Source organism: Anabaena sp. CCY 9402-a (genome assembly GCF_963920945.1).
GTDB classification, from domain to species: Bacteria; Cyanobacteriota; Cyanobacteriia; order Cyanobacteriales; family Nostocaceae; genus Trichormus; species Trichormus minutissimus.
In genome coordinates this window covers 1-25966 of record NZ_CAWUDL010000016.1, presented here as the reverse complement: position 1 = coordinate 25966, position 25966 = coordinate 1, and the positions used below count along the sequence as shown (strand labels likewise).

The window sequence follows — 25966 nt, the reverse complement described above, 5'->3', positions numbered from 1 at the left end:
TTAATAATGGTTGCCTGACTTACGGTGATGTACAGCCGTCACACCATCCTGATTTAACACTTTGCCATTCTCGACAGTCGCATAAACCAACCAATGATCGCTTGATTCCAGGCGGTTTTGTACTGAACATTCCAAGTATGCTAAAGCATCCTTAAGTATAGGACTGCCGTTTTCTGCTTCTTCAGTGGCGACATCAGCAAATCGGTCTTGTGCTGGGCTAAAGGGTTTGAGGAACTGTTTCATCAATCCCAAGTGATTGCCTTCTTTGAGTATGTTAAGGACAAATTTATCACCTGAGTGTGTTAGGCTTTCCACTGCCCTATCTTTAGCAACAGCAATAGTTAAACCAGGAGGATTAAAGCTAGCTTGCGCCACCCAAGAGGCTAACATCGCGCTGGAAATATCGCCTTGCTTGGCGGTGACAACACACAAAGAACCCACTAGTCGCCCCACTGCTTGTTCTACGTTGGTGGCGGGTTGGCTGGATGCACGAACTTTTTTAGCTTTTTTCAGGGTTTGAGCAAAGTCTGTTCCGGCTTCTTCACACAATTGCAAAGTCGCATCGTCGGGTTTGAATTTCACGCGAATAGCATCAAAACCAAACCGATAACCAGCATCTTTGAGTTTGCTTTCAATTAAATCAACCGCTTCCCCACTCCAGCCAAATGAACCAAACACACCTGCAAGTTTATTGTTAGTGGCGGTGGATAAGACAATTCCTAACGCTGTTTGCACTGGTGTTGGTGCATGGCCGCCAAGGGTAGGCGAACCAATGACAAAACCATCCGACTTTTCCACAGCCGCTCGGATTTCTTCTGGTTCGGTAAATTCGCAGTTAATTGATTCTACCGCCACGCCGGCTTTAGTAATCCCCCGCGCGATCGCCTGGGCTAATGTTGCTGTATTCCCATAAGCAGAAGCATAAATTAACGCCACTGTCAAGTCAGCCGAGGCTTGTTGTTGAATCCATTCTCGATAGGCGTGGGTAAGTTCAATTAAGCCGTAACGGACTATCGGCCCGTGTCCGGTGGCGTACATCCGCACAGGTAAATCAGCGAGTTTATCTAGTGCTGTTTCTACTTGTTTGGCGTGGGGTGCAATCACACAATCGAAATAATAGCGGCGGTCTTCGTTGATAGATTGCCAACCTTCATCAAATACTTGATCACCGCAAATATGCGCTGCAAATAATTTATCTGAATAGAGAATTTCTGTTTGGGGGTCGTAGGTGCAGAGTGCATCTGCATAGCGGGGGTTGGGTGTGGGGATAAATTGCAAATGATGACCTTTGCCTAAATCTAGGGTTTCATCTCCCCGCATGACGAGAATTGGCAAGTCCTGATTTTCTAACGCGCCACGCAAATTAATCGCCCCTGGATTGGAACAAACGAAAGTAATTTGCGGTGCGACTTCCAGTAAAGCTTTGAGGGTAGCAGCACGGTTAGGGTTAACGTGACTGAGAATGACATAATCAATGGTTTTGACATCAAACCGTTGCTGTAAAGCTTCCAGGTAAATTTGCGTGAAGGTTTCTCCTGGGGGGTCAATCAGAGCAAATTTATCGCCTTGAATTAGATAAGAGTTAGCAGTTGTACCCTTGGCGAGAGCATATTCAATTTCAAATCTTAATCTAGACCAACTGCGCGATCGCACAATTATGGTATCAGTGCCAATGGGCATCACTTGAATGTCACGGGGTTTAGTTAATGGCATGATAAGTCACTTGTTTTTCAAGTATTTTTTGATAAATTCATCACTGGATTTAAACCATTGCCACAGTGTAGGCAGAGTCCACAACTGTAGTAAATGAATAGCTATTTATCATTAAAGCTTAGTTTGTTTGATTAGATTTTCAGCGTTTATTATGAATAGGATAACTGTTTAGTAATTATAGATATCGGAATTTGGACTTAGTTTTAGTAGGGTGCGTCAGTAGGAATAATTTCTTAGTGTAGTTAGCTTTTCTGACACTGACGCACCCTACATAATCCCTTAACAGAGCGATCGCCAAAAACAACGCTGTTACAATAAAGCCATACTCGATGCCGTATCCATCCTATGACCATCGCTCCAGAAAAAAATCCGCAAACAGTTAAATATCGATCCAGATACAATCTGAGTATTTTAGGTAGCAACTATGCAAAATCTTACCAGAATTACCCGTAATCCAGAGGTGATGGGTGGTAAACCCTGCATTCGGGGAATGCGCGTTACTGTTGGTACTATCATCGGCTTAATGGCATCTGGACACAGTAATAGTGATATCCTCAAAGCGTATCCCTATCTGGAAGAAGCTGATATTTATGAGGCACTTGCCTATGCTGCATGGCGAGTTGAAGAAATTGAAGTACCTCTCAGAACTGCATGAAAATTTTGATTGATATGAACCTTTCTCCTGATTGGGTTGCAGTTTTTCAAAAGTACAATATTTCATCTGTTCACTGGTCTAGCATTGGCAACCCTTGTGAAAAAGACGCAATCATTATGGAGTGGGCGAGAACTAATGGTTATATAGTCTTTACTCACGATTTAGACTTTGGCACTTTGTTAGCTGCAACAGGTGCTGATACCCCTAGTGTAATTCAAGTTCGCGCTCAGGATATTTTGCCAAACAGTATCGAAAATCTGGTAATTTCAGCCCTGAATCAGTTTGAGTCTTTACTAGAGTCAGGGGCATTGGTTACTATTGACCAAGCTCAATCTAGAGTGCGTATTTTACCAATTCGGAAATAGCTATTTGTAATGTCGCTGCTGCAAAAATGCTTAAATTATTCTGGTGAAGAGGATTTTCTTTAAGCTTCGTATTGTGCGAGTAGCAAAATTATGCTGATGCCAAGCTTGATAGAAATCAGGATAAGGCATATTCTGGGCGCATTTCCACAAGACATTATAAGATTCTTGAGTCAGTTGCCAATAACTACTAAAAGCCTTAACTAATTCAAAGCGATGGTTATTATTTTGTATGATTTGCCATAAGCTTTCTGACACTTGCCAGCGAATTTTATAATCTAAATTATTTGATTGCAGTAGTTGTACTAAAGCAGTAATTACTTTTCTGTTTCCTGTGCCAATTTTATTTAAGCTAGATGCCACCTGCCAACGAGTTTTGTCTTCTAAGTTAGTTGATTGCAGTAAGTATAACAAAGCATTAATTGCAGTTTCATTGCCTGTGCCAATTTTTTCTAAGCTAGACGCAACCAGCGCACGAGTAAAGCCAGACACATCCTGTGATTGTAGCAATTGCACCAAGCCAGTTATGGCGATATCATTGCCATAAGCAATTTGACATAAGCTTTCTGCTACTTGCACACGAGCCAAGTCACCAATATTGGTTAATTGGAGTAGTTGAAGCAATGCAGCAATCGCCTTTTCATTGCCCATAGCGATTTTCTTGAAGCTTTCAGTCGCCTGCACACGGAGTAAGTCAGGTACATCCTGTGATAGCATCAGTTGCACCAAGGTTACAATTATTTTTTCATCATCAGGGTCTGTTTGGCATAAGTTGTGTGTTGTTTGCACATGGGTTAAGTCAAATGTATCTTGTGATTCTAATAGTTTTACCAAAGCAGTGATGGCTATATCGGCAATATCATTGCCAGGGTCGATTTTTTGTAAGCTTTCTGCCGCTTGCCATCGCGTAAAGTTAGAGACATCTTGTGATTGCAGCAGTTGAACTAAAGCAGTTATAACTTTGTCATTCCCTATACCGATCTTTTCTAAGTTAGATATAGCCAGCCGTCCCATAAAGCTAGAGACATCTTGTGATTGCAATAGTTGCACTAAGGTAGCGATCGCAATCTCATTATATGTACCGATTTGCCCTAACTCGCATAGAATCCGCCAACGGGTATCCGCATCTATATTGTTTGATTGCAGGAGTTGCACTAAGGCTGAGATCACAATTTCATTGTCTGTGCCGATTTGTCTTAAATCAGACACAATCTGCCAACGATTAACCTCATCTACACTTGTTGATTGCAGCAGTTGTAACAAGACAGTGATCGCATTCTCATTACCAGGGTCAATTTTCCCTAGACTTTTTGCGATCTGCCAGTAAGTTTTGTCATCAAAATCTTTTGAATGCAAGAGTTCTATCAAGACGGTGATTGCCAATTCATTACCTGGATCTATTCTCCCTAAGCTTTCTGCTGCTTCCCTACGAGTTGTATCATCTACTGCTTTTGATTGCAGCAGTTTCACCAATGCCGCGATCGCAAATTCATTACCTGTGCCGATTTGCCCTAAGTTCGATACTATCTTGCTTCGGGTGGAGTCAGACAGATTTTTTGATTGCAGCAGTTGCACTAAGGCGGCTATCACTTTTGTTCGGTCTGTATGTTGCAATACTGACCTAGCTTCCTCGGTAATTACATTGGGAAATTCTATCCATTTCTGTTTTTTGGCATTGAAATAACCAAAGCTCAACATTATAATTAGAACTACTATTAAATCTGCTCTAGAATAATCTCTGAATTCGGCAATACCTGCTGCTGCTAAACAATAAGCTCGACACGAATAAAGTTTACATTTGTTACATCCATCTTTAAACTTCATTAAAGTTGTAATAAAAAACTCTTTCTGATCCTGGGCTAAATCTTGCCTCCCTAACCAAAGTAATATTGTTTGCTTCCACTGCGGTTCAAAGATGCGATAAGTCCCTTGACTGGGATTTTTAGAAACGTGGTTAAGAAAGAAATGCCAATCATCAATTGCTGTAGCAGCAAAATACTCTTGAAATGAGGCATGAAAAAAAGCATAAAGAGGTTTTCTATTTGTATCTATACCAACACGGTTGAGCCAGCCCCGATTTAGTGATAATTTAAATAACGAATTTTCATCATCAGCATCTCCCAAAAAATCACTAACAAAATCCTGACGCAAGCGAAAACGGGTTGCTTCTTTATCTATGGCTGCTTTCGCTAATTCACCTAATTTGATATTGAGTTGCTGACGCTGGTGAGAGTTTAGAGCAAATTCTTCTTTTTTCCACTTGTCAAAATCATCAACAAATTGCTGATAAAGTCCCGCTTGGGTATCTGGTAATTTGCCATCTCCTGATTGCCAATTCAAACACAACAGTGTTAACCGCAGGGGATTTTTTACTAAATCCTGAATCCGTTCTTTACCTGATTCTTTCAAAGCAGTGCATAAATCCTCGCCTATTTCTGGATTAGTAACAAACCATTTGTGAATAAATTCCTCTACCTGTCCTGGATAAGAAAAATCTAAAGTGCGATAAATATCAAAATCATCAAGTGCATTAATTCCAGCATCCCACAGATTAACCCGACAAGTTAAGACAATTCGTGCTTGAAAAATAAACCCTGATTCCCGAAATTGGCGTGAAATTTCTGTTAGCGGATTACCTGAAGCTGCGGACATTTCATCTAATCCATCTAGCAGCAGCCAGACATTTCTTTGATTAAATAAAGCAACAAAATCATCTTCCTGTCGCTGAGTAGGTTTAGCTTTACCTCTTTTCCTCGCAGCAGCAGTTAGCCAAGTCCCTAACAGATATTCCTCTAATTTTTGTCCTTGTAAATCTGCTAAAGATACCCAAATGATAATCGACTGGGGAATCTCACGAGATACCCAGTTAGCAATCTGCTGTAACAGCGTTGTCTTTCCTGCGCCTGGTTCACCAATAATTGCAATTCGCCTACCCTTACTTTTCGGCGTGTTCTGGTGTTTGAGAACTTCTTTCAGAAAAGCACCATGCTCAAATGTTTTGGTGATTTCTGTCTCCTTATACAGTTCTGAACCCTGTTCTGGAGAAATATCACCTTGAGGCTTCGGCTGTTTTTTACGCTCAACTAATCCCAGTGGTACATAAACATCATCAACTTGCAGTGCAACGCCTTCAGTTGATGTCAAAAGATTTGTTGTCAGCTTGCGCCGTTCTGCAATTATTTCACAACAGATTTCACGCCAGTCATCAGGAGTTAACTTTGTCCCCTCCTCCCCTGGAGACGATTGTAGTCAGTTAAACGTAACTGGCGCGTTAAATTGATTACCTTGAAAAACATTATGAATCTGTTCTGCTAACTTTGCATTGTTGACAACTGATGGATGAGATTTGATTTCTGCTGCTTTATTTTTAATTTCCTTAGCAACCTCAGATTGATCATTATTAACTGCTGCTTCCACATCCACAACAGCTTGAGCAATTTCGGGATCTTGTGCTGCTTGTGTCAATTCTAATACTACTTGACCGTAATCTAATCTCTGCGGTTCATTACTGGTAAGAGATGGTGCTTTATTCTTTCGGCGTAGCAATTCTATCAACTTACCAGGAGCAGTCCATAAAACATCACCGATATTTTCGCCGGTTTTCTCTTGTACTTTAGTCCAAAGTACACCAGCTACAGCAATCAGGAAACTCTCAAGTGTCATATATCAACTATAAGTAAGCTAATATATGTATTCTAGTGGTGAAATTACTTATACGCCAAATGTGATGGCGATCGCTCTTGGCGGCCTTTTAATCAAGTCTACAGAACGAGTTTACACCTAAACTTAGGTAAGATGAAATGCGATCGCCATAACTCATCAAGGTTATATCTTACCTGTATTTCTCCACAGATTCCACAGCAATATCAAATTGTTGAGCAATCTGTTCTACACTCATCCCAGTTTTTAGTAACAGTGGGACAGCAATTTTCAACATTTCTTCTCGACCTTCAGCTTTGGCTTCCTGATATACTCTTGTTTGCTCTAAAGTTATTCCTAGCATAGCTTCTACTTCCTCTCTACTCAAAGACGAAAACTTGTACACAGCAATTGTCGTAATGATTTCGATGATTTCGGTTTTCGGCAGTGTGCCTGTTTCTTCTAATTTTACCCTTTGAATTAGTTGCTTGGCTTGCTCTGCCATTTTTTCAGAGGATGCAATTGTTAACTGCATTAAGTTGATGCTGATTGGCAGAGTATCAGAAGTTCCTAACTCATCTAAATAAATGCGTTGCACTTGGTTGCTATTTAAAAATATGCGATGAGTTCTTGTATCATTTGGCTCTAAACTCCGTGATGGAAATATTACTACACAGTACCAATCATCGTATTGAGATTGATTGCGGTACAAATAGGTCAGCGACTCGGTAAAAAAGCGATGATAAAGACTTTCATCTTTCTGAAATTGAACTTCGGCAAAAAAGATAACTCTAGATGTTGCGTTTTCTGGTGGTAAAAAAACACCATCAATGCGAAAGGCGGTTTCTTTTACTTCCACTGATTCAAATCGATAGTTTTGCGCCTGTGCAGGGTGGTTATCAATGATTTCAAATATTAAGGCTGGAAATCGTTTGAAAATTTGGTAATAAATAGAATCACGTTTCATGAAAACATAAATATATGTTGATTATTTATGATTAATTTTATCAGGTTTTATCTACGCATTAACAAGAAATATTTATAAGTTGCTAAATGAATTTATCCAGTTTCATTGTATTAAGCAATGATACTATTTTGCTCTATCAAAACTTGAGAATTCCTCAAAAAAATTTTGCCTTGTGTGTTACTAAGTATAAAAAAATACTTTAATATTAAGATATAAATAAAGGCGATCGCCAAATTCCACTCAGAAAACAGCGTAGGCATAGCCCGTCATAGACATCGCTTTAATCAAAACCCTAAACACTACTATGTTTGCATTTTAGTAGGGTGCGTCAGTATCAAGATTTTCTTGGTGTAGTTAGGTTTTCTCACACTGACGCACCCTACATTTTGGCTATTTTTTAGGAAGGAAGTCCCTTAGTAATGATTTCCGACTTTGCGGTGGTGAACGGCTGTTAAGGCTTCGGGTTTAGAAACACGACCTTCTTGGACTGTGCTGTATACTGCCCAATGGTCGCCGCAGTCCATGCGACTTACTACTTCGCACTCCATGTAAGCTAAGGCATCGGCGAGGATGGGTGTACCGTTTTCGGCTCTTTGGGTTCTGACTCCTTCAAATCGGTCTGCACCGGGGGCAAATCGTTTTAAGAAGTGCCGCATGAGGACTTGATAGTTACCTTCTTCTAAGACATTGAGGACGAAGCGATCGCCTACTTGCATTAGTGATTCAATTGCTCTATCTTTAGCTACTGCAATGGATAATCCTAATGGTTTGAAGCTGGCTTGACTCACCCACGAAGCTAGCATCGCGCTAGAGACTTCGCCTTTTTTGGCGGTAATAATATATAGTCCACCGCTAATTCTTCCCAGGGCTTTGTCTAAATCAGCACCTAGGGATTTCATGGCTTTAATGCTGCGATCGCGTGTTACCCACTGTCCTAAGTCTGTACCCGCTTCTTCACACTGCTTGTAGGTGTTTTCTGTGGGTGTTTGTTTAATCCGAATCTCCGGAAAAACCGTTGTTAAACCCAAATTGCGGAATTTACTTAGTAAAGGATCGATGGGTTCATCATCGCCGCCGCCTGTTTCAAATATGCCTATGGCTTGTTTCTCTTTGGCAGAACCTAAAACTGTACTCAGTGCGGCTTGAATGCTAGCAGCACCGGAAGCAGGAGGCATCCCGATGACTAGCCCAGCGCAGCGTCCGACTAGTTCGCGCAGTTCTTGTAAGTCTACGGCTGAACCCAAATCTACTACTTCTACGGCTACGCCTGTTTTGTTGATACCGTTGATTATAGTTTGGGCGAGGCGATCGCTATAGCCATATTCGGAAACGTAAAATACGCCAACGGTAGTTTCTGCTTTGCTTTGGGTTTGACTCCATTTACGGTAACGTCCAATTAGTTCTTCAACGTGATGGGAGAGTAATGGCCCATGACCGGTGGCGACCATTTTCACAGCCGGTAATTCTCCCATGCGTTTGAGGGCAGATAACACTGACCGCGCATTTGGCCCCATCAAGCATTCATAATAGTAGTGAAAATCAGCTTCAATGGTTTTCAAGTCTTCGTCAAAGGTGCTATCAGAACAGTAGTGCATTCCGAAAGCATCGCAGGTGTAAAGGATTTGGGTTTTGTGGTCGAAGCTAAATATGGTGTCAGGCCAGTGTAAATTGGGAGCAATCACAAATTCCATTTCGTGACCGTTACCTAAATCCAAGCGATCGCCATTTTTGACAATCTTCCGCTTAAATGGCTGATGTACCAAGTCTTCCAGAAATTGGATTGCCACTTTAGAACCCACAACTGTAATATCTGGAGACATCTGTAACAAATCTTTGACTAAGCCACTATGGTCTGGTTCGGTGTGGCTAATGATCAAATAATCGATATCTGTAGGATTGATTAAGCCTGTGAGAGTATCAAAATATAGTTTACGGAACTTTTCATGGGAAGTATCAACTAAGGCTGTTTGCTCACCGCGTATCAGAAATGAGTTATAGGTAGTACCGTTTTGTAAACCAAACTCAATATCAAAGCGATCGCGATCCCAATCTAGAGAACGAATTGCTGTAGTCTTTTCAGCAATTTCTCCAGTCTGTATGGTGAGCCGTTTTTCAGTTTTATCGGTTACTGCTACCATAACTATCTCCTTAACACAATGAGTATTTATTCCTCTATTCCTATTGTGGCACGGGTTGTTTGTTAACTTTTATTAAAAACCCTATATATAAGTTAAAAAAATCAAAAGTGTGAAACCGTACCAACACCCAACATACACTGAGAATATATGGCTAGCCTTGGAAATTGGCAATTCCCGGCTGCATTGGGGTTTATTCATGGGCAAAACCCTGAACCATACTTGGGATACTGAGTATTTATCTGAGTCAGCTATACAGTTGTTGGCTCACTGTGAAACATTAAATGATTTGCAGAATGGGGAATGGAAACAAGGGGAGAAGGGAGTAACTTCACTTCCCCATCTCCTTAGTCAGCACCTGCTAAACGCCGCGCTACCGCTAACAGCACTCCCTATTGTCATCGCCTCTGTAGTACCGAAGCAAACTGCATTTTGGCAAACTTACCCCAATGTTCACGTAACTACTTTAGATCAAATACCCCTCAAAAATATATATCCCACCCTGGGAATTGACCGCGCTTTGGCTTTGTGGGGTGCGGGGATGACTTGGGGTTTTCCGATGTTGGTAATGGATGCGGGAACAGCACTGACTTTTACGGGTGCAGATGCTAATCAGTGTTTAGTTGGTGGCGCGATTTTACCGGGGGTGGGTTTACAATTGGCGAGCTTAGGTCAAAAAACTGGCCAATTACCCCAATTAAGTATAGAAGCAATTCAATCTTTACCTCAACGTTTTGCGCTAAATACACCAGAGGCAATTCAAAGCGGTGTGATTTATACTTTATTGGCTGGAATTAAAGATTTTCTTACGGATTGGTGGCAATTATTTCCGAATGGAAAAGTAGCGATAAAAGGAGGCGATCGCACTTTACTATTAAACTATCTACAAGCCTTATATCCTGAAATAGCCTCACTTTTAATAGTAGAACCAAATTTAATCTTTTGGGGAATGCAAAAAATAGTAATAACCTAAGTGAATAAATACTTTTATAGGTTCACGCAAAGGTGCAGAGAGAAGAACAAAAATATACTTTCAATCTATTAATTTATCATGCAACAAGTTGAATGATAAATTAATTCTCTGCGTGAGCCTACGCTTACCTCTGTGAACCTACCCTGCGGGAACGCTTAAAAGCGAATGCGTTGAAATCCGCATATTGCCTATTTACGATTCCCAAAAACAAACTCTCGAATATCTCCAGCCACAACACCAGCACAAGATTTTGGTAAATCATCAGTAGCATGAGAAATCATTTTCAATTCCACTTGAGGAATAAGTTTACTGTAAACTTCACTGCGAACTAAAGCATCAGGAGAATCTTTACTTCCTTGTAAAATCAACACCGGAACTTCTATTTTATGTAATAGACTTTGTAATAATTCCGCCGTAATTTCTGGTGCTTGTCGTTGAAATAATAATTGGCAAGCTGTAGGGTGTTTTATTATCTTTTGGCGTGTTTGCCAATCCTGTTCGATTTTCTCGTGTAGTCCAAAAATCTTAGTGATAAAACGCAGCGATCGCAGTATCTTAAAAAATAGTGGCGATCTTTTAACTAACTTCTGCATCTTCTGCCAATAAGCCTCCTGTCCTGGAATTTTCACACCCTCCGGTGCTATCAAGACTAACTTATCAACTTGCTCTGGATATTTTAGGGCGTAACTAGCCGCAATCCAACCCCCAAGGGAATGCCCTACTAAGTATACTTTTTCTAATTTTAATGCTTCCAGAAACTCAGCAATACATTCCACTTGTAAATCAATTGAGTGATGAATGCTGGGATGTTCAGACTCCCCAAACCCTAATAAATCTGGGGCAAAGCAATGGAAATCTTTAGCAAGTAACTCCATTACAGATACCCATTGGCTACTTTCATGCCAATTGCCATGTAACAAAACGATAGGAATCCCTTCCCCAGCTTCACGCCAGAATAATAGCCCTTGAGATAGCTTTCTCCGGGCGTTACGTAACAGCGTATCCATCTTGATTTAACAACCCAATATAGCGAGTTTTAGGTTTGAAATTAGATTTTTTCGCATAAATCTAAGTTGCTAATTTTAACCTAAAATTCTACATATTTTTATGCAACCCACTGGGAATTGTATTCGCAATGACTTAGAACTCAACACTCATAACTATTTTCAAGCTAGCGTTGTTAAGCCATGCAAATAGTCTCGTAGCTGGCGCGAGTGGTCATGAGACATCGGTTCTGAAGGTAGGGCATCAGGAGGGAAAGCTTGGATTTCCATGACTTCCAATTCATCCTGAATTACCATTTTCCCCTCGACCTCCGCTTCCACTACCACGCAAATTGAATGGATTCTGGGATCACGGTCTGGAGAAGAGTAAACCCCCACTAATCGCTTAATTTGTGATACTTCCAGTCCAGTTTCTTCCATTAATTCCCGGTGGACTGTACTGGGGATATCTTCTCCCCAGTCTACCATGCCCCCAGGCAATGCCCAAAGACCATCGTCGCGCCGCCGGATTAATACAATTCGTCCGTCAGGTAATATCGGGATGATACTAGTTCCTGTAATCGGATGACGGAAAATAATACCTAGTACAGTTTGTCCAATACGCCACAGACTACGTGCGGATTGGATGGGTGCCGCAAAAAGAGCAAGAACGTTCAATCTGAAAATGTTTATATTGTGTTCTTTAATCACCTGTCACCTGCATAACTTCAACTATTTAAAGAGTTGAATTTTGCTGTAAACAAATATGATTGTTGTTTAAGGGTATATTTTAACCATATTTTCCTACAATATCAACTTCACTATTGATTTGCAAACGTTTTCCTTGTATGTATCTTTCCGAGCCAAAATTATTTTTGTCTCGTCTTTTTGGAAATTAATTATCAATGAATATTTTATAATGCTGGATTAATAGCATTTGTTAAATTCTGGTTAATAAAATTTAAAAGTACATATTTAAATCAGAAAAATATTCTATAGGTATCTAATTGAATAACTAAAATTACTTGCATAGTTAGGGCAGAAGTGAGAAGTATAGGTAACTTTAAAGCAGCTTATTGAGATTGTATTTAGTACAGGGCAGTGTAAACAAACCATTCCAAATCATTGAATTTTGAATTTTGCCTTGCGGTACTAGCTTCACAAAAATAAAATAAAATATGAGTTTTATATAATTAAAAATACCTGCCATGTATAATATCTATAGCTACACTATATGAATTCACTATAGTTTTTGGAAACCATGATAATTCAAAACCCAATTTTTTTTGATTATTAAGAATGACTGGGAATTGGTATCTTCACAAAGTATATATAGTCTTACCACACACAATATATTGATTTTTGATAAATTTTGAGAATTTATTTTAATTTTTTAGTGTGAAAATTCCCTTGCATTGGGAAATATTGACATTATTCAATTAAATACGGTATCATAGTATGCTGTTTAAAGTATATACAGTTGTAAGCTAGGCTAAAATCGTATCAATAACACCAGTAGCTGATATTGTGTACCAATTGTGTACCAGATGCCTAGCCGCTCTTTTTGTTGTTTATTCATGAGGTGAACATGGCAAAGCGCCGTAACCCGAAAAAAGAAAAGGCGCTACGGAACCAGGCATACGCCAGAAAGTTTCGTAAACGGACTACAACCGGAAAAATGCAGAGAAGATTCCAACAAAGACCACCTAAGAGTGAGGAAGATGAGGGCGCAGCAACAATTGATGCTGAATAAGCTACCTTCTGAACCTGAACTTCTGTGAGTGTTTTAGTTGTGGGGGCGTACTTTTAGTACGTCCTTAATTTTTTGTGGGCATGGGGCAATTCAATGAGTGGATTTTGGATTTTAGATTAAACCCCAATCCCCAATCCCCAGCCTTTCAATGAGTGGATTTTAGATTATTCAATCCAAAATCTAAAATCCGTCTTGAAAAGTTGAGCCACTGCGTTGGAAGGGTTTCCCGGCTTGTAGCAAGTGGCGTTCCTAGGTTGGGAAACCAGCCTACAGAACTTTCCGCAAAATCTAATCTAAAATTCCTAGTCCCTAGTCCCGTTACTCAGATATTTGACTACGAGCAGCTAAAAGTGCTTTATTTACCTGATCAAAACCAGTACCGCCGTAACTGTTGCGAGCTGCTACAACGGTATGAGGAGATATGGCTGTATATATATCTGATGCAAAGGCTGGGTGCAGTTGTTGCCACTCTTCTAGGGTTAAATCTTTTAAGAGTTTACCTGCGGCAATGCTGGTTTTGACCACTTTACCGACAAGATTATAGGCTTCTCGGAAGGGAACTCCTCTTGCTGCCAAATAATCTGCGACATCGGTTGCATTAGAAAAGTCTTCTGTTACAGCTTCAGCTAGGCGTTGAGTACGAAATTCTAAGCCTTCTCGCAGCAAAATAGTCATGGCTTCCAGGCAAGCTTTAATAGTATTAACGCTATCAAATAACCCTTCTTTGTCTTCTTGCAAGTCTTTGTTATATGCCAGGGGTAATCCTTTCATAATTACCAGCATTGCTTGAAGATGACCGAATACCCTGCCGGTTTTGCCCCGCACTAATTCTGGTACATCGGGGTTTTTCTTTTGCGGCATGATACTAGAACCTGTAGCACAGCTATCTTTAAGGGTGACAAAGCGAAATTCCTCAGATGCCCAAAGAATCATTTCCTCAGATAGCCGACTGAGGTGAACCATAATCAGGCTAGCAGCACACAAAAATTCAACGGCAAAATCGCGATCGCTCACTCCATCTAAGCTGTTAGCATAAATACCATCAAAATGCAATAATTCGGCTGTGTAATGACGGTCAATGGGAAATGTCGTCCCCGCTAAAGCCCCACACCCCAAAGGTGAAATATTCACGCGGCGATAAACATCTCCTAGGCGTTCCCAGTCTCGTTGTGCCATCTGAAAGTATGCCAACAAGTGATGAGCTAAACTCAGGGGTTGGGCGCGTTGCAGGTGGGTATAACCAGGAATAAGGGTTTCTACATTCTGTTCAGCGATGTCTAGTAAAACCCGTTGAAAGTCCCGTAAATACTGCTGAATTTGTTGAATTTGGTCACGTAAATATAGCCGAGTATCTGTACCTACTTGGTCATTACGTGATCGCGCAGTGTGTAGTTTTTTTCCCACATCACCGACAATTTCTGTTAACCGCCGTTCTACAGCAAAGTGGACATCTTCCGCATCAATCCCCGGTTGAAATTGCCCTTGGCGGTATTCTTGGCGAATTTGTTCTAAACCTGCAACCAGTTGCTCCCCTTCTTGCAAGGAAATAATCCCCGTATGCGCCAACATTTGGGCATGAGCTTGAGAGCCTGTGAGGTCGTATTCTATTAATTGTATGTCAAAACCTATACTGGCATTAAAAAGAGCGATCGCTGGATGCAACGCTGATTCAAACCTCTGACTCCACGTTTGTTTTTCGGTCATAGAAATATTGGGAATTGGGGATTGGGGCATAAAAAAGTCAAAAGTCAAAAATTCCTTAATTTTGAATTTTGAATTTTAAATTAGTATTACACCCCTACTTCCTACTCCCTACCCATGTCAACCGTACTTAGTTAGGTTTCTAAAGATATAGCCAATTACCAAGCCAATTAACAATGCCCAAATTTGACCTGACTTGACAAAGTGAGTCCAAACTTTCTGCATCTGACCTACAACATCAGGATCAGTAACATTTTGTGCCAACACAGTTAAATTAATAGGTAGATCCCAAAAATTTTGAGATATTAAATCACTTAAGTAGTTCATCTTGAGTAATTCATTAAGTTAATAATTAGGGATAGAAATTAAAGTTTAGAGATTAAGTAATTCACCCACTCCCCAGTCCCCACTCCCTAATCACTCGCTGTCATAACTCAAGATGTAGCTGATGCCATCCGTAATTTCTCGGCTGTTCGCAAAATCTGCCCCGCCAACACTGCTGCACCAAAACCGTTATCAATATTGACTACCCCCACCCCAGCCGCACAGGAATTGAGCATTGTTAATAGTGGTGCTAACCCGCCAAAACTAGCACCATAACCCACACTGGTAGGCACAGCAATCACAGGACAATTAGCTAAACCCGCAACTACACTGGGTAAAGCACCTTCCATCCCTGCGACTACAACTAATACTGATGCTGACTCCAGCAGATGGCGATTACTTAACAAACGGTGAATCCCAGCCACGCCCACATCCCAAAGACGCTGTACGCGAAAACCAGAAAGTTCAGCTGTAACTGCGGCTTCTTCTGCAACGGGTAAGTCAGCAGTACCCGCAGAGAGAATACCAATCACTCCCTCGAACTGTGGTTCAATGTCAGGCGGCACAATTGCACAAATTCGTGCTACTTCGTAGTAGCGTAAACCCCGAATTTTTGGTTGCAATAGCGTATAAACTTTGGGTTCAATACGGGTAGCCATCACTACAGGATTGCGTTGGCGCATGACCTCCATAATTTGGGTAATTTGTTCTGGGGTTTTACCAGGCCCCCAAATTACTTCCGGAAAACCAGTTCTGAGATGACGGTGATGGTCTATTTTGGCAAACTCGCCCACAGGTTCATAGGCTAAGTCTTTGAGAGACTCTAAAGCCATCTCTGGGGTAACTTTACCATTGGCAACCGCCTCTAGGAGCGATCGCAAAGTTTCAGTTTGAGTCACGGTAAATTTTAGGGGATAGGGACAGGTGATAGGTGACAGGTGACAGGTGACAGGGAACAGGTGACAGCCTTACTCAACAATTTTTATTTCATAGAGATTCCAGAAAGCACCACCTAGAGCTGAGAATTTAATGCCAGAAAAGCGATCGCGTACAGCTGATAAGGCATAGGGATTTACCAAATAAATAAATGGTAAATTTTCCTGAGTTATCCGTTGGGTTTCCGCGTAAATTTCTTTGCGTTTGGCTTCGTCTAACTCTCTTGCGGCTTGAATATATAATTGACCAATTTTCGTTTCCCAAGGTGATACTTCCCAACCTTCAATCGGTTTTTGTCCGACTTGGGGTTTTTGATTAAACATATGTAATCCACCTTCAGGAGACCAAACATTAGCCCCATCATTCGGTTCTAAGCCACCAGTCAAACCCAATAAAGAAGCTTCCCAATCTAAAGTGTTAGCCAGCTTATCTGTATAAGTATTCCATGCCAAGGGAGTGAAATCGACTTGGATGCCAATTTTGCTCAAGTCTTGTTGAATTTGTGATCCCATTGCTTCACGAATTTTGTTTCCAGCATTTGTGAGCAATGTAAAGCGCACTCGATTACCTTGAGCATCTAATAATTGACCTTGGGTATTGTATTTAAACCCAGCTTTTAATAACAGTTGTTTAGCTTTTTCTAGATTGTAATCGTAGACTTTTAATCCCTCTTTTGGTGAAAGATGATAGGGACTCTGCACAGAAATTGGGGAATCTTGCGTTTGACCCAACCCACGAAAAGTATTATTAATCATGGTTTGACGGTCAATTGCATAAGCTACTGCTTGACGAAATTCAACAGTATTAAACCACCGGGATTTCATTGGGGCAATTAATGGTTTACCGTTTCTTTTCCCTTTATTCAAATTGAACAGGACAAAACTAGTACCAGCCGCCGGACCACCATTATAAATTTTGAATTTACCTTGTTTTTCTTGTCGCTTTAGCAAGGAAAAATAATCTGGTGATACACTCACACTATCTAAACCACCAGAACGAAATTGTAATAGAGAAGTATCTGTGGATTCTACAATTTGCCATACTATCCGTTCTATATATGGCTGTTGTTCACCTTTAGCCCCTTTGCGCCAGTAGTAAGGATTGCGGCGAAAAACTACACGTTCACTGGTGTCATAACGTTCTAATGTATAAATACCGTTGCCTACAATTTGATTAGGCGGTGTATCAACTCCCCATTTTTGGAGAAATGTCGGCTTACCTTCTGCATCTTTTTTCTGTACCGATTCACGCAGGGCATGGGCTGGTAAAATTGGGTATCCTGTGGAACTTCTTAAAAACGGTGCAAACGGTTCTGGTACAGTAAACTCAACGCGACGATTATCGACTTTTTTCACTGTTGGTAGTTTACCACTTTCACCAATCCGCATCACATCTCGAACATCTGTAGGAATGTCTTTATTAAAGTAAATATCATTGTAGGTAAAGACTACATCATCCACAGTTAATGGTTGTCCATCAGACCATTTTAAGCCATCACGCAGAGTGAAGACAATTTTTAATTTATCATCAGAAATTTCCCAGGATTCTGCCAATGCTGGCTCAACTTCACCGGTTTCATAGTTTTCGGTAATTAAACCTTCATAGATATATCCAAAAACATTAGGAGATTCAGAACTTAGGGCAAAATTAAAAGTCTTAGGATCACTAAGAATACTGGTTACTAATTGTGGTATTTGTGCTGCTGAACTTTTAAAATTTGCTGGGTTACAAGCTGCAACTGTAACTGCTGTGAATGCAGCCAGAATTATCAGTATCCAAAAACGTTTAATTAGAGTAATGATATTACTAGTAAATGCCATAATCTTAGATTGTTAATTTAATTATTTTGCTAGGGATGCAAAATCCTTGATTGAAATTAAGTTAATCCGCAGCTAATAGCAGAACTACAGCATAAGCGCATATCCCTTCTTCTCGTCCTACGGGGCCTAATTTTTCGTTGGTGGTAGCTTTAATACCTACTTGATTAGGTTGTAATTTTAAAACATCTGCTATTTTGTCACGCATTGTTTTAATATGGGGCTTCAATTTAGGACGTTCAGCAACTACCACCGAGTCAATATTGCCTATTTGCCAGCCTTGATCCCGAATTAACTGATGGACTTGACTTAACAAAACTAAACTATCTGCCCCTGCCCATTGGGGATCAGTGGGGGGGAAATAATGGCCAATATCCCCTAAAGATAATGCCCCCAGCATAGCGTCCATAATGGCGTGAGTTAGTACATCTGCATCACTATGTCCTAATAAACCGAGTTCATGGGGAATTTGGACTCCTCCCAAAATTAAAGCGCGATCGCTCACCAGTCGATGTATGTCGTAGCCATTACCAATTCGGATATTCATAAGCAGTAGTCGTTAGTGAATGGTGATCGGGCATTGGTTGTGTTTTCCTACTCCCCCTGCTCCCCCTGCTTCTCCTGTTGCCATTTTGAGAGCAAATCGGGACGGCGATCGCTAGTTTTTTTAATTTGTTGTTCGTAACGCCATTTTGCGATCGCGGCGTGATTTCCAGATAGTAAAACATCAGGGACTTTCCAGCCACGAAAGTTGGCAGGACGCGTATATTGGGGATAATCTAACAATCCCTCTTCAAAACTTTCGGCTGTTAAAGACTCTGTTTTCGCCACAGTCCCCGGTAAGAGACGCACCACACCATTAATCAACGCCATCGCCGGGATTTCGCCCCCGGTAAGGATGAAATCCCCCAAGGACACCTCACGGGTGACAAGATGCAGTACCCGCTCATCTACTCCTTCGTAATGCCCGCAGATTACTACTAATTGGTCATAATTGCTTGACAATTCTCGCAACAGAGGTTGATTGATGGTTTGACCTTGCGGACTCATTAAAATAATCTCGCGGCGCGGTAGAACTGGTAAAGATTCTACCGCCCTAAAAATTGGGTCTGGCTTCATCAGCATCCCTACACCACCACCATAGGGTTCGTCATCTACCTTCCGGTGCTTGTCAGTAGTGAAGTCCCTAGGATTAGCTAAATTCACCAGGGCAATTTGTTTGGCGAGGGCTTTACCTAGCAGACCAGAATTTAGCACTGAGGTAAAACAGTCAGGAAAAAGTGTAACTATATCAAAACGCACAGTAATTCGTATTCAAGAACACTAATCTTAAATTTGAATGTCTATCAAACACAAGCTGCAATTGTAGGGTAAAACTACATATAGGCTTTATCAATAGTATCTAAAAGTCTTAGAACTCTTGGTTTTTGCTAGACTCAAAAGTTTTTCTAGTTACTTAATTTATGTTTAAATGTTGTCACAACTAGATTTAAATAAATAATCTGACTAAGTTAACAACTTCCAGGATGCATCAGGCCAGCCTCAGAAAATGTGTGTAAAGACCTGCTCACCCCAAACCCAGAGGAGAAACCTAATCCCTAACGCCAGGGGTGAACACAGCCCTGAAGCACAATTAAGCCAGTCTGGAAAAAGTGGACAGGTGAAAAACAAGGCACTGGCTTTGAGGAACGGCAAAGAACACCAGAATAATAAGGCTTCTTGTGGGTCGAATGCAGTGTCCTTAGTAAAAAACAAAGTGCAGGAACTATCAGGCTCATCAACCTTGTTAAATTCACACGCCATTCGCCACAAGCCGGGAAACCTGTCCAAGGCGATGGCTTCTGAAGTTGTTGACAGGAGAAACACAATGCCGGAATTAAAAGCTAAATCGCTGGAAATGAGGACACCCCAAGCTACAAAAACCGCCGTTCTGGTAATCGGAGGCGCAGAAGATAAAGTTCATGGACGAGACATCCTGAGAACTTTTTTTGGACGTTCTGGTGCAAGTAAGGCCTATATTACAATTATTCCATCCGCTTCCCGCGAACCCGCGATTATCGGTGGTCGGTATATCCGCATTTTTGAAGAAATGGGGGCTGAAAAGGTCGAGATTTTAGACATTCGTGAACGGGAACAGTGTGAATCTTCCCATGTGAAAGAATCCCTAGAAGCCTGTAGCGGGGTATTTTTGACCGGGGGCGACCAACTGCGACTGTGTGGTGTATTGTCAGATACGCCAGCTATGGAAATTATCCGTAAGCGGGTGCGAGGCGGACAACTGACTCTAGCAGGCACAAGTGCTGGAGCAGCCGTTATGGGGCATCACATGATTGCTGGTGGTGGGAGTGGTGAAACACCAAATCGTTCCCTAGTGGATATGGCGACCGGTTTGGGATTAATTCCTGAAGTCATTGTTGACCAACACTTTCACAATCGCAATCGCATGGGTCGCCTCATTAGCGCGGTGGCGGCTCATCCCGATAGACTAGGAATTGGCATCGATGAAGATACTTGTGCTGTATTTGAACGTGATGGTTGGCTACAGGTAATGGGCAAAGGCAGTGTCACTATTGTCGATCCCACAGAACTTACCCACACCAACGAACCCCACGTTGGTGCTAATGAACCGTTAACAGTGCATAATTTACGTCTGCATATCCTCAGCTATGGCGATCGCTTTCACCTGTACCAAAGGACTGTATTGCCTGCGGTACATCGCATCTCCAGCTGACGGAATAGAGTACCTGAGGTTAGACTGAATTGATCGCCTATTATTCTTTGTCGTAGAAAAATCATTGAAATACTATGTAAGAAGAAAATACTGTTTATAACGAACAGTTTAGCGGTCAATTCCAGTAAGAAACTAGAATTTTGGTTCCGAATCTCCATCTACCTATTCCCATGAGAATCCTCAAGATCCAGACCTTACGCGGCCCAAATTACTGGAGCATTCGACGCCACAAGCTGATCGTCATGCGCCTCGACTTAGAGAACCTTGCCGAGACACCCTCAAATGAAATCCCCGGTTTTTACGAAGGATTAGTAGAGGCGCTGCCAAGTCTAGAGGGTCACTACTGCTCACCTGGCTGTCGTGGTGGCTTTCTAATGAGAGTGCGAGAAGGCACGATGATGGGTCACATTGTCGAACACGTAGCCCTAGAACTCCAGGAATTAGCAGGAATGCACGTTGGCTTCGGCCGCACCCGTGAAACCGCCACACCTGGAATCTACCAGGTAGTAATTGAGTATTTAAACGAGGAAGCGGGACGCTATGCTGGCAGAGCAGCCGTCAGGTTGTGCCAAAGCATTGTAGATCGCGGTCGATACCCCAAGGCAGAACTAGAGCAAGATATCCAAGACCTCAAAGACCTATGGCGTGATGCTTCCCTAGGCCCTTCAACCGAAGCCATTGTCAAAGAAGCGGAAAAACGCGGTATCCCCTGGATGCAACTCAGCGCACGCTTTTTGATTCAACTTGGCTACGGCGTGAATCAAAAGCGGATGCAAGCAACAATGACCCAAAGAACTGGGATCTTAGGCGTAGAATTAGCCTGCGATAAAGAAGCCACCAAACGCATCTTAGCTGCGTGTGGTGTACCAGTACCTAGGGGTACAGTCATTAATTTCTTGGATGATTTAGAAGAAGCCATTGAACAGGTTGGTAGTTATCCCATTGTGATTAAGCCCCTAGATGGCAATCACGGGCGTGGTATCACCATTGATATTAGAACCTGGGAAGAAGCGGAGGCAGCCTACGAAGCAGCCAGACAAGTTTCCAGATCAATCATTGTAGAGAGGTATTATGTTGGGCGCGACCACAGGGTACTAGTGGTAGATGGTAAAGTCGTGGCAGTCGCCGAACGTGTGCCAGCTCATGTAATTGGTAATGGCAGATCCACAATTGCCCAACTAATCGAAGAAACCAACCAAGACCCCAACCGTGGCGATGGACATGATAACGTCCTTACCAAAATAGAACTAGACCGCACCAGTTACCAGCTACTTGAAAGGCAAGGTTACACCCTCAACAGCGTGCCACCCAAAGGCACGATTTGTTATTTAAAGGCAACCGCCAATTTAAGTACAGGTGGTGTTGCAGTAGACCGTACAGACGAAATTCACCCGGAAAACGTTTGGTTAGCGCAAAGGGTAGTCAAAATTATTGGTTTAGATATCGGTGGACTAGATATCGTCACCTCTGACATTAGCCGCCCCTTAAGAGAACTAGATGGCGTAATTGTGGAAGTTAACGCTGCTCCTGGTTTTAGGATGCACGTAGCCCCCAGTCAAGGCATTCCCCGCAATGTTGCCGGTGCAGTTATGGATATGCTGTTCCCCAATGAACAATCCAGCCGCATTCCCATTCTCAGCGTTACAGGCACTAACGGCAAAACTACAACTACCCGCCTGCTAGCTCATATCTATAAGCAGACAGGTAAAGTAGTAGGCTATACAACTACGGATGGTACTTATATCGGGGATTACTTGGTAGAGTCAGGTGATAACACAGGCCCCCAAAGCGCACACGTCATCCTGCAAGATCCCACAGTAGAAGTAGCAGTATTAGAAACAGCCCGTGGAGGTCTTCTCCGTTCTGGCTTGGGGTTTGAGTCAAGCAATGTGGGTGTCGTGTTAAATGTTGCGGCCGATCATCTAGGCATAGGTGACATAGAAACCATTGACCAGCTAGCCAACCTCAAGAGTGTAGTGGCAGAAGCGGTATTTCCTGATGGTTACGTGGTACTCAACGCCGACGATCGCCGCGTGGCTGCAATGGCAGAAAAAACCAAAGCCAATATTGCCTACTTCACCATGAATCCCGACTCAGAACTAGTGCGCCAGCACATCCAGAAGGGAGGAGTAGCCGCAGTTTATGAAAATAGCTACCTGTCGATTGTTAAAGGCGACTGGACACATCGCATCGAAAGGGCAGAAAATATCCCCTTAACAATGGGAGGACGTGCGCCGTTTATGATTGCCAATGCCTTAGCTGCAAGTTTGGCAGCTTTTGTGCAGAACGTATCTATTGAACAAATTCGCGTCGGGTTAAAAACCTTTCGTGCTTCGGTGAGTCAAACACCAGGACGGATGAATTTATTTAATTTAGGCAACTATCACGCCTTGATAGACTATGCCCATAACCCAGCCAGTTATGAAGCCTTGGGTTCTTTTGTCCGCAACTGGACGACAGGACAACGGATTGGCATAGTCGGTGGGCCAGGCGATCGCCGTGACGAAGATTTTGTCACATTAGGCAAACTAGCAGCCGAAATTTTTGACTACATCATTGTTAAAGAAGACGACGATACCAGGGGAAGAGCAAGGGGATCAGCCGCCGATTTGATTACCAAAGGCATTACCCAAGTTAAACCAGATGCCCGTTATGAATCAATTTTGGATGAAACCCAAGCAATTAACAAAGGCTTGGATATGGCCCCGGAAAAAGGTTTAGTAGTAATTCTGCCAGAGAGTGTCACCCGTGCTATTAAACTCATCAAGCTACGCGGTGTAGTCACAGAAGAGATTCAACAACAAAATACTCACACCACGATGATCGATAACCAAAATGGGATAGCATCAAATTCTGTTATTAACACTTTGCTGTAGTTAATAGTAGAGATGTGAGCAGTCGCATCTCCACTATTGACTGTTGCTGAGTTGCCAATTTAAAATTTCTATTTTTCTTCGTATTCCGAGTTGGTGTCTTCGTTAGGAGCTTTTAGCTCCTCCTTAAAACCTCGTAGGGTTTTACCGAGTGCGTTTCCCAGTTCGGGAATTTTCTTGGGGCCAAAAATTACAATAGCTACAACAGCGATGATAACTACTTCCGGCCATCCTAGTCCAAACATATACCGTACCTCTAAAACATCCTTAATTAACTATAGTTAACAGCGCGATACAAGCTGATAAAATTTATTTATGCAAAAGTTATCCGTGAGTCTTTAAGTTCTGATTTATGAACTACCAAGATATCATCACTATTGAACCAGGAAAACGCAGTGGCAAGCCCTGTATTAGGGGAATGCGAATCACTGTGTATGACATCTTAGAGTATCTTGCAGGTGGCATGAAAGAAGAAGAAATTCTCGAGGATTTTTCTGAACTAACTACCGAAGATATTAAAGCTTGTCTCGGTTTTGCTGCTGATCGGGAGAAAAAACTATTTATTGCATCGCTGTGAAATTATTGTTAGATGAAAACCTCTCTGACCGAATTATTTCCAAAATAATAGATTTATATCCTGATTCTGAACACGTTAAAACATTAGGCTTAACCAATACTGATGATGTGTTGATCTGGGAATACTCGAAAGCAAATGATTTTATAATTGTTTCCAAAGATTCTGATTTTCATCAGCGCAGTCTTCTCTATGGTCATCCGCCAAAATTTATCTATCTCCGTATTGGTAATAGTTCAACAGCAATAATTGTTCAGATTCTGCAAGACAAGTTTGATATCATCAGTCAGTTTGGTAACAGTGAGATTGAAAGTATTTTAGTTTTGGCGTAGTCTCATAACGCAAAATACAAAAGTTTATTCTCGCTGAATAGGGATACCAAGCCAATCACTTAATTCATGGGCTAACCATTCTAGTTCTGCTTCTGATTGAATGACGGTAGTATCACCAAGTTGATATTTTTGGACTCCAGCCCAAATCTCTAATTGTGGAGATACTTGAGTTTTATCGCCGCTAGAATCTCTAGTTAAATGCTTTGGTATGTAAACTAGCTTGGTAATACTTTCTCTTGGCGAAGGTCGGGGACGATGGAATTTAAAGCCAAACAATTCATAAGTCAAGTTAATTTGTTTACTATTTAAACGTAGTTGAATATTGCCAAATAAAGTGAAGAGAAAAATATAAACCATAAAGCCGCCAGCACCCCAAAAAGGCAATGAAAATAAGGCAAAGGGGAGATTGATGGGAAAAGGGGCTGAGAGTGCGCCAATTGTCCAAAAAAGAATAAAAGAATTCCAGGCGATCGCAAATAATCCTGTAAACACCATTGATGGCTGAAAACCCAAGGGAGGAATGAGAATTTCTAACGTCTCCCAATTCTTAGTCAGCCGAATTTTACTACCAGCTGGTTGAGTAATAACTAAACTATTAATATTTTTTGGTGCTTGTGACTCGTCTAAAGCTTGCAGGGCAACACTCGCTGAACTGAACCGCCGTTCTAAGTTAGGTTCAGTCATCAACTTCAACCAGCGTGTTAAACCTGGACTGAGATGAGCTACAGATTCAAACTGAATCCGAAAATCCTTTTGGGGTAAATCAGCAGGATGACTACCTGTGACTAGGTAAATTAACGTTGCACCTAAGCTATAAAGGTCAGATGAAGTAACAGTGCGTCCGCCAAATTGCTCAGGTGGCATATATCCGTAAGTGCCAACTACAGTCCTTGTACCGCCTTCCGTAGCTAAGACAGTCTGTACTGAGCCAAAATCTACCAGATAAACCTGACCAACACTATTACCAGAACGCTCCCCTAATAAAATATTGCTAGGCTTAATATCACGATGGATGACTGGGGGATGCAATCGATGTAGATATATAAGTATTTCTAAAACTGACTTAGCTACTTGTTTAACTTCTGTTTCGTTAAACGTTCTGCCACTTTGTAAGTATTGCTCTAAAGTGAGGGCTGGGATATAACTCTGTACTAGGGCAAAACCTTTGATGTTTGGCGAATTAACCTCAAAATAGTCAACATATCTTGGAATCAAGGGATGTGACAAAGATTTGAGAGTTTCCGCCTCACGCTCAAAGAGTTTGAGATCATCCCATTCAAAATCACTGCTAAAAGCTAGCAATTTGACAACTACTAATTCACTAGTAACTAAATCCCTAGCTAGTAGCGTCCGTCGCCCGGCTTTTTTGCCTAGCTGTTGTTGAATCTCGTAGCGAGCGTTGAATGTTTCCCCAATCATATGAGTGCTGAGTGCTGAGTAATGAGTAGTGAGTAATGAGTAATGAGTAATGAGTAATGAGTAATGAGTAATGAGTAAT

At 41.7% G+C, this 25966-nt stretch carries 23 protein-coding genes; 8 read left to right on the top strand and 15 right to left on the bottom strand.

Translation table 11 applies throughout. The annotated features are described in order from the left end of the window. Positions 1-1713: a diflavin flavoprotein gene (locus tag ACM0OR_RS07970; RefSeq protein ID WP_414575785.1), complete on the bottom strand. Its 1713-nt coding sequence runs from the start codon at positions 1711-1713 to the stop codon at positions 1-3. 424 nt (positions 1714-2137) lie between these two features. Between ACM0OR_RS07970 and ACM0OR_RS07965 the strand changes: the two genes are divergently transcribed. Next, positions 2138-2368, top strand: coding sequence for a DUF433 domain-containing protein (locus ACM0OR_RS07965; RefSeq protein WP_414575784.1), 231 nt, complete (start codon positions 2138-2140; stop codon positions 2366-2368). Beyond that, on the top strand, positions 2365-2733 hold the full coding sequence (locus ACM0OR_RS07960; protein WP_414575783.1) for a DUF5615 family PIN-like protein: 369 nt from the start codon (positions 2365-2367) through the stop codon (positions 2731-2733). The genes ACM0OR_RS07965 and ACM0OR_RS07960 overlap by 4 nt, the downstream gene beginning before the upstream one ends. Before the next feature lie 30 nt (positions 2734-2763). Here ACM0OR_RS07960 and ACM0OR_RS07955 read toward each other — a convergent pair whose 3' ends face one another. The 4 genes from ACM0OR_RS07955 to ACM0OR_RS07940 form a co-directional block, all read right to left on the bottom strand. Beyond that, positions 2764-5874 carry a HEAT repeat domain-containing protein gene (locus ACM0OR_RS07955; RefSeq protein ID WP_414575782.1) on the bottom strand — a complete coding sequence of 1037 codons (3111 nt, stop codon included), beginning with the start codon at positions 5872-5874 and terminating at the stop codon, positions 2764-2766. A 105-nt stretch (positions 5875-5979) separates the two neighbouring features. After that, positions 5980-6393, bottom strand: coding sequence for a hypothetical protein (locus ACM0OR_RS07950; RefSeq protein ID WP_414575781.1), 414 nt, complete (start codon positions 6391-6393; stop codon positions 5980-5982). A 169-nt stretch (positions 6394-6562) separates the two neighbouring features. Continuing rightward, positions 6563-7336, bottom strand: a complete 774-nt coding sequence (locus ACM0OR_RS07945; RefSeq protein ID WP_414575780.1) for an Rpn family recombination-promoting nuclease/putative transposase — start codon at positions 7334-7336, stop codon at positions 6563-6565. Between the two features lie 413 nt (positions 7337-7749). Beyond that, positions 7750-9474 (bottom strand): diflavin flavoprotein, encoded by a 1725-nt coding sequence (locus ACM0OR_RS07940; protein WP_414575779.1) that lies wholly within the window; start codon positions 9472-9474, stop codon positions 7750-7752. A 109-nt stretch (positions 9475-9583) separates the two neighbouring features. Between ACM0OR_RS07940 and ACM0OR_RS07935 the strand changes: the two genes are divergently transcribed. Then, a complete protein-coding gene (locus ACM0OR_RS07935) occupies positions 9584-10444 on the top strand; it encodes a pantothenate kinase (protein WP_414575778.1) in 861 nt (286 codons plus the stop codon). A gap of 188 nt (positions 10445-10632) precedes the next feature. On the opposite strand, the gene ACM0OR_RS07930 is transcribed toward ACM0OR_RS07935, so the two are convergent. Both ACM0OR_RS07930 and ACM0OR_RS07925 read right to left on the bottom strand, forming a co-directional pair. Continuing rightward, positions 10633-11451 (bottom strand): alpha/beta fold hydrolase, encoded by an 819-nt coding sequence (locus ACM0OR_RS07930; protein ID WP_414575777.1) that lies wholly within the window; start codon positions 11449-11451, stop codon positions 10633-10635. Between the two features lie 159 nt (positions 11452-11610). After that, positions 11611-12105, bottom strand: a complete 495-nt coding sequence (locus tag ACM0OR_RS07925; RefSeq protein WP_323264701.1) for an NUDIX hydrolase — start codon at positions 12103-12105, stop codon at positions 11611-11613. 910 nt (positions 12106-13015) lie between these two features. Between ACM0OR_RS07925 and ACM0OR_RS07920 the strand changes: the two genes are divergently transcribed. After that, positions 13016-13180, top strand: a complete 165-nt coding sequence (locus tag ACM0OR_RS07920) for a hypothetical protein (protein WP_190709642.1) — start codon at positions 13016-13018, stop codon at positions 13178-13180. 318 nt (positions 13181-13498) lie between these two features. Here ACM0OR_RS07920 and argH read toward each other — a convergent pair whose 3' ends face one another. From argH to trmD, 6 genes are all read right to left on the bottom strand, one after another. Next, positions 13499-14884: an argininosuccinate lyase gene (argH, locus tag ACM0OR_RS07915; protein ID WP_414575776.1), complete on the bottom strand. Its 1386-nt coding sequence runs from the start codon at positions 14882-14884 to the stop codon at positions 13499-13501. A 117-nt stretch (positions 14885-15001) separates the two neighbouring features. Continuing rightward, positions 15002-15208: a hypothetical protein gene (locus ACM0OR_RS07910; RefSeq protein ID WP_323264700.1), complete on the bottom strand. Its 207-nt coding sequence runs from the start codon at positions 15206-15208 to the stop codon at positions 15002-15004. 107 nt (positions 15209-15315) lie between these two features. Continuing rightward, positions 15316-16104, bottom strand: coding sequence for a nickel pincer cofactor biosynthesis protein LarB (larB, locus tag ACM0OR_RS07905; protein ID WP_414575775.1), 789 nt, complete (start codon positions 16102-16104; stop codon positions 15316-15318). A gap of 69 nt (positions 16105-16173) precedes the next feature. Beyond that, entirely contained in the window at positions 16174-17961 is a 1788-nt protein-coding gene (locus ACM0OR_RS07900; RefSeq protein WP_414575774.1) for an ABC transporter substrate-binding protein, read from the bottom strand. A 61-nt stretch (positions 17962-18022) separates the two neighbouring features. Continuing rightward, positions 18023-18505, bottom strand: coding sequence for a 2-C-methyl-D-erythritol 2,4-cyclodiphosphate synthase (ispF, locus tag ACM0OR_RS07895; RefSeq protein ID WP_414575772.1), 483 nt, complete (start codon positions 18503-18505; stop codon positions 18023-18025). A 47-nt stretch (positions 18506-18552) separates the two neighbouring features. After that, positions 18553-19260 (bottom strand): tRNA (guanosine(37)-N1)-methyltransferase TrmD, encoded by a 708-nt coding sequence (trmD, locus tag ACM0OR_RS07890; protein WP_414575770.1) that lies wholly within the window; start codon positions 19258-19260, stop codon positions 18553-18555. A 565-nt stretch (positions 19261-19825) separates the two neighbouring features. Here trmD and ACM0OR_RS07885 point away from each other — a divergent pair. Together ACM0OR_RS07885 and cphA are read left to right on the top strand one after the other, a co-directional pair. Further along, entirely contained in the window at positions 19826-20689 is an 864-nt protein-coding gene (locus tag ACM0OR_RS07885) for a cyanophycinase (protein WP_190709687.1), read from the top strand. Between the two features lie 170 nt (positions 20690-20859). After that, positions 20860-23565, top strand: a complete 2706-nt coding sequence (gene cphA / locus ACM0OR_RS07880; RefSeq protein ID WP_414575768.1) for a cyanophycin synthetase — start codon at positions 20860-20862, stop codon at positions 23563-23565. A 68-nt stretch (positions 23566-23633) separates the two neighbouring features. On the opposite strand, the gene tatA is transcribed toward cphA, so the two are convergent. Beyond that, positions 23634-23807 (bottom strand): twin-arginine translocase TatA/TatE family subunit, encoded by a 174-nt coding sequence (gene tatA, locus ACM0OR_RS07875; protein ID WP_414575766.1) that lies wholly within the window; start codon positions 23805-23807, stop codon positions 23634-23636. Between the two features lie 107 nt (positions 23808-23914). Between tatA and ACM0OR_RS07870 the strand changes: the two genes are divergently transcribed. Together ACM0OR_RS07870 and ACM0OR_RS07865 are read left to right on the top strand one after the other, a co-directional pair. Next, the gene (locus ACM0OR_RS07870) at positions 23915-24139 is read left to right on the top strand and encodes a DUF433 domain-containing protein (protein WP_414575764.1); all 225 of its coding nucleotides are present in this window, start codon (positions 23915-23917) and stop codon (positions 24137-24139) included. Beyond that, positions 24136-24468 (top strand): DUF5615 family PIN-like protein, encoded by a 333-nt coding sequence (locus ACM0OR_RS07865; RefSeq protein WP_414575762.1) that lies wholly within the window; start codon positions 24136-24138, stop codon positions 24466-24468. The genes ACM0OR_RS07870 and ACM0OR_RS07865 overlap by 4 nt, the downstream gene beginning before the upstream one ends. Positions 24469-24492: 24 nt before the next feature. Here the strand turns inward: ACM0OR_RS07865 and ACM0OR_RS07860 are convergent, their stop codons facing one another. After that, a complete protein-coding gene (locus ACM0OR_RS07860; RefSeq protein ID WP_414575824.1) occupies positions 24493-25887 on the bottom strand; it encodes a serine/threonine protein kinase in 1395 nt (464 codons plus the stop codon). Between the last annotated feature and the right edge of the window lie 79 nt (positions 25888-25966).

What these genes read in the sequence shown, in the direction of transcription:
- cphA (WP_414575768.1), top strand. Translation starts at nt 20,860, where the DNA reads ATGAGAATCCTCAAGATCCAGACCTTACGCGGCCCAAATTACTGGAGC.
- ACM0OR_RS07885 (WP_190709687.1), top strand. Translation starts at nt 19,826, where the DNA reads ATGCCGGAATTAAAAGCTAAATCGCTGGAAATGAGGACACCCCAAGCT.
- ACM0OR_RS07965 (WP_414575784.1), top strand. Translation starts at nt 2,138, where the DNA reads ATGCAAAATCTTACCAGAATTACCCGTAATCCAGAGGTGATGGGTGGT.
- ACM0OR_RS07950 (WP_414575781.1), bottom strand. Translation starts at nt 6,393, where the DNA reads ATGACACTTGAGAGTTTCCTGATTGCTGTAGCTGGTGTACTTTGGACT.
- argH (WP_414575776.1), bottom strand. Translation starts at nt 14,884, where the DNA reads ATGACCGAAAAACAAACGTGGAGTCAGAGGTTTGAATCAGCGTTGCAT.
- ispF (WP_414575772.1), bottom strand. Translation starts at nt 18,505, where the DNA reads ATGAATATCCGAATTGGTAATGGCTACGACATACATCGACTGGTGAGC.
- ACM0OR_RS07945 (WP_414575780.1), bottom strand. Translation starts at nt 7,336, where the DNA reads ATGAAACGTGATTCTATTTATTACCAAATTTTCAAACGATTTCCAGCC.
- ACM0OR_RS07900 (WP_414575774.1), bottom strand. Translation starts at nt 17,961, where the DNA reads ATGGCATTTACTAGTAATATCATTACTCTAATTAAACGTTTTTGGATA.
- ACM0OR_RS07860 (WP_414575824.1), bottom strand. Translation starts at nt 25,887, where the DNA reads ATGATTGGGGAAACATTCAACGCTCGCTACGAGATTCAACAACAGCTA.
- tatA (WP_414575766.1), bottom strand. Translation starts at nt 23,807, where the DNA reads ATGTTTGGACTAGGATGGCCGGAAGTAGTTATCATCGCTGTTGTAGCT.
- ACM0OR_RS07940 (WP_414575779.1), bottom strand. Translation starts at nt 9,474, where the DNA reads ATGGTAGCAGTAACCGATAAAACTGAAAAACGGCTCACCATACAGACT.
- ACM0OR_RS07970 (WP_414575785.1), bottom strand. Translation starts at nt 1,713, where the DNA reads ATGCCATTAACTAAACCCCGTGACATTCAAGTGATGCCCATTGGCACT.
- ACM0OR_RS07910 (WP_323264700.1), bottom strand. Translation starts at nt 15,208, where the DNA reads ATGAACTACTTAAGTGATTTAATATCTCAAAATTTTTGGGATCTACCT.
- ACM0OR_RS07960 (WP_414575783.1), top strand. Translation starts at nt 2,365, where the DNA reads ATGAAAATTTTGATTGATATGAACCTTTCTCCTGATTGGGTTGCAGTT.
- ACM0OR_RS07870 (WP_414575764.1), top strand. Translation starts at nt 23,915, where the DNA reads ATGAACTACCAAGATATCATCACTATTGAACCAGGAAAACGCAGTGGC.
- ACM0OR_RS07930 (WP_414575777.1), bottom strand. Translation starts at nt 11,451, where the DNA reads ATGGATACGCTGTTACGTAACGCCCGGAGAAAGCTATCTCAAGGGCTA.
- ACM0OR_RS07920 (WP_190709642.1), top strand. Translation starts at nt 13,016, where the DNA reads ATGGCAAAGCGCCGTAACCCGAAAAAAGAAAAGGCGCTACGGAACCAG.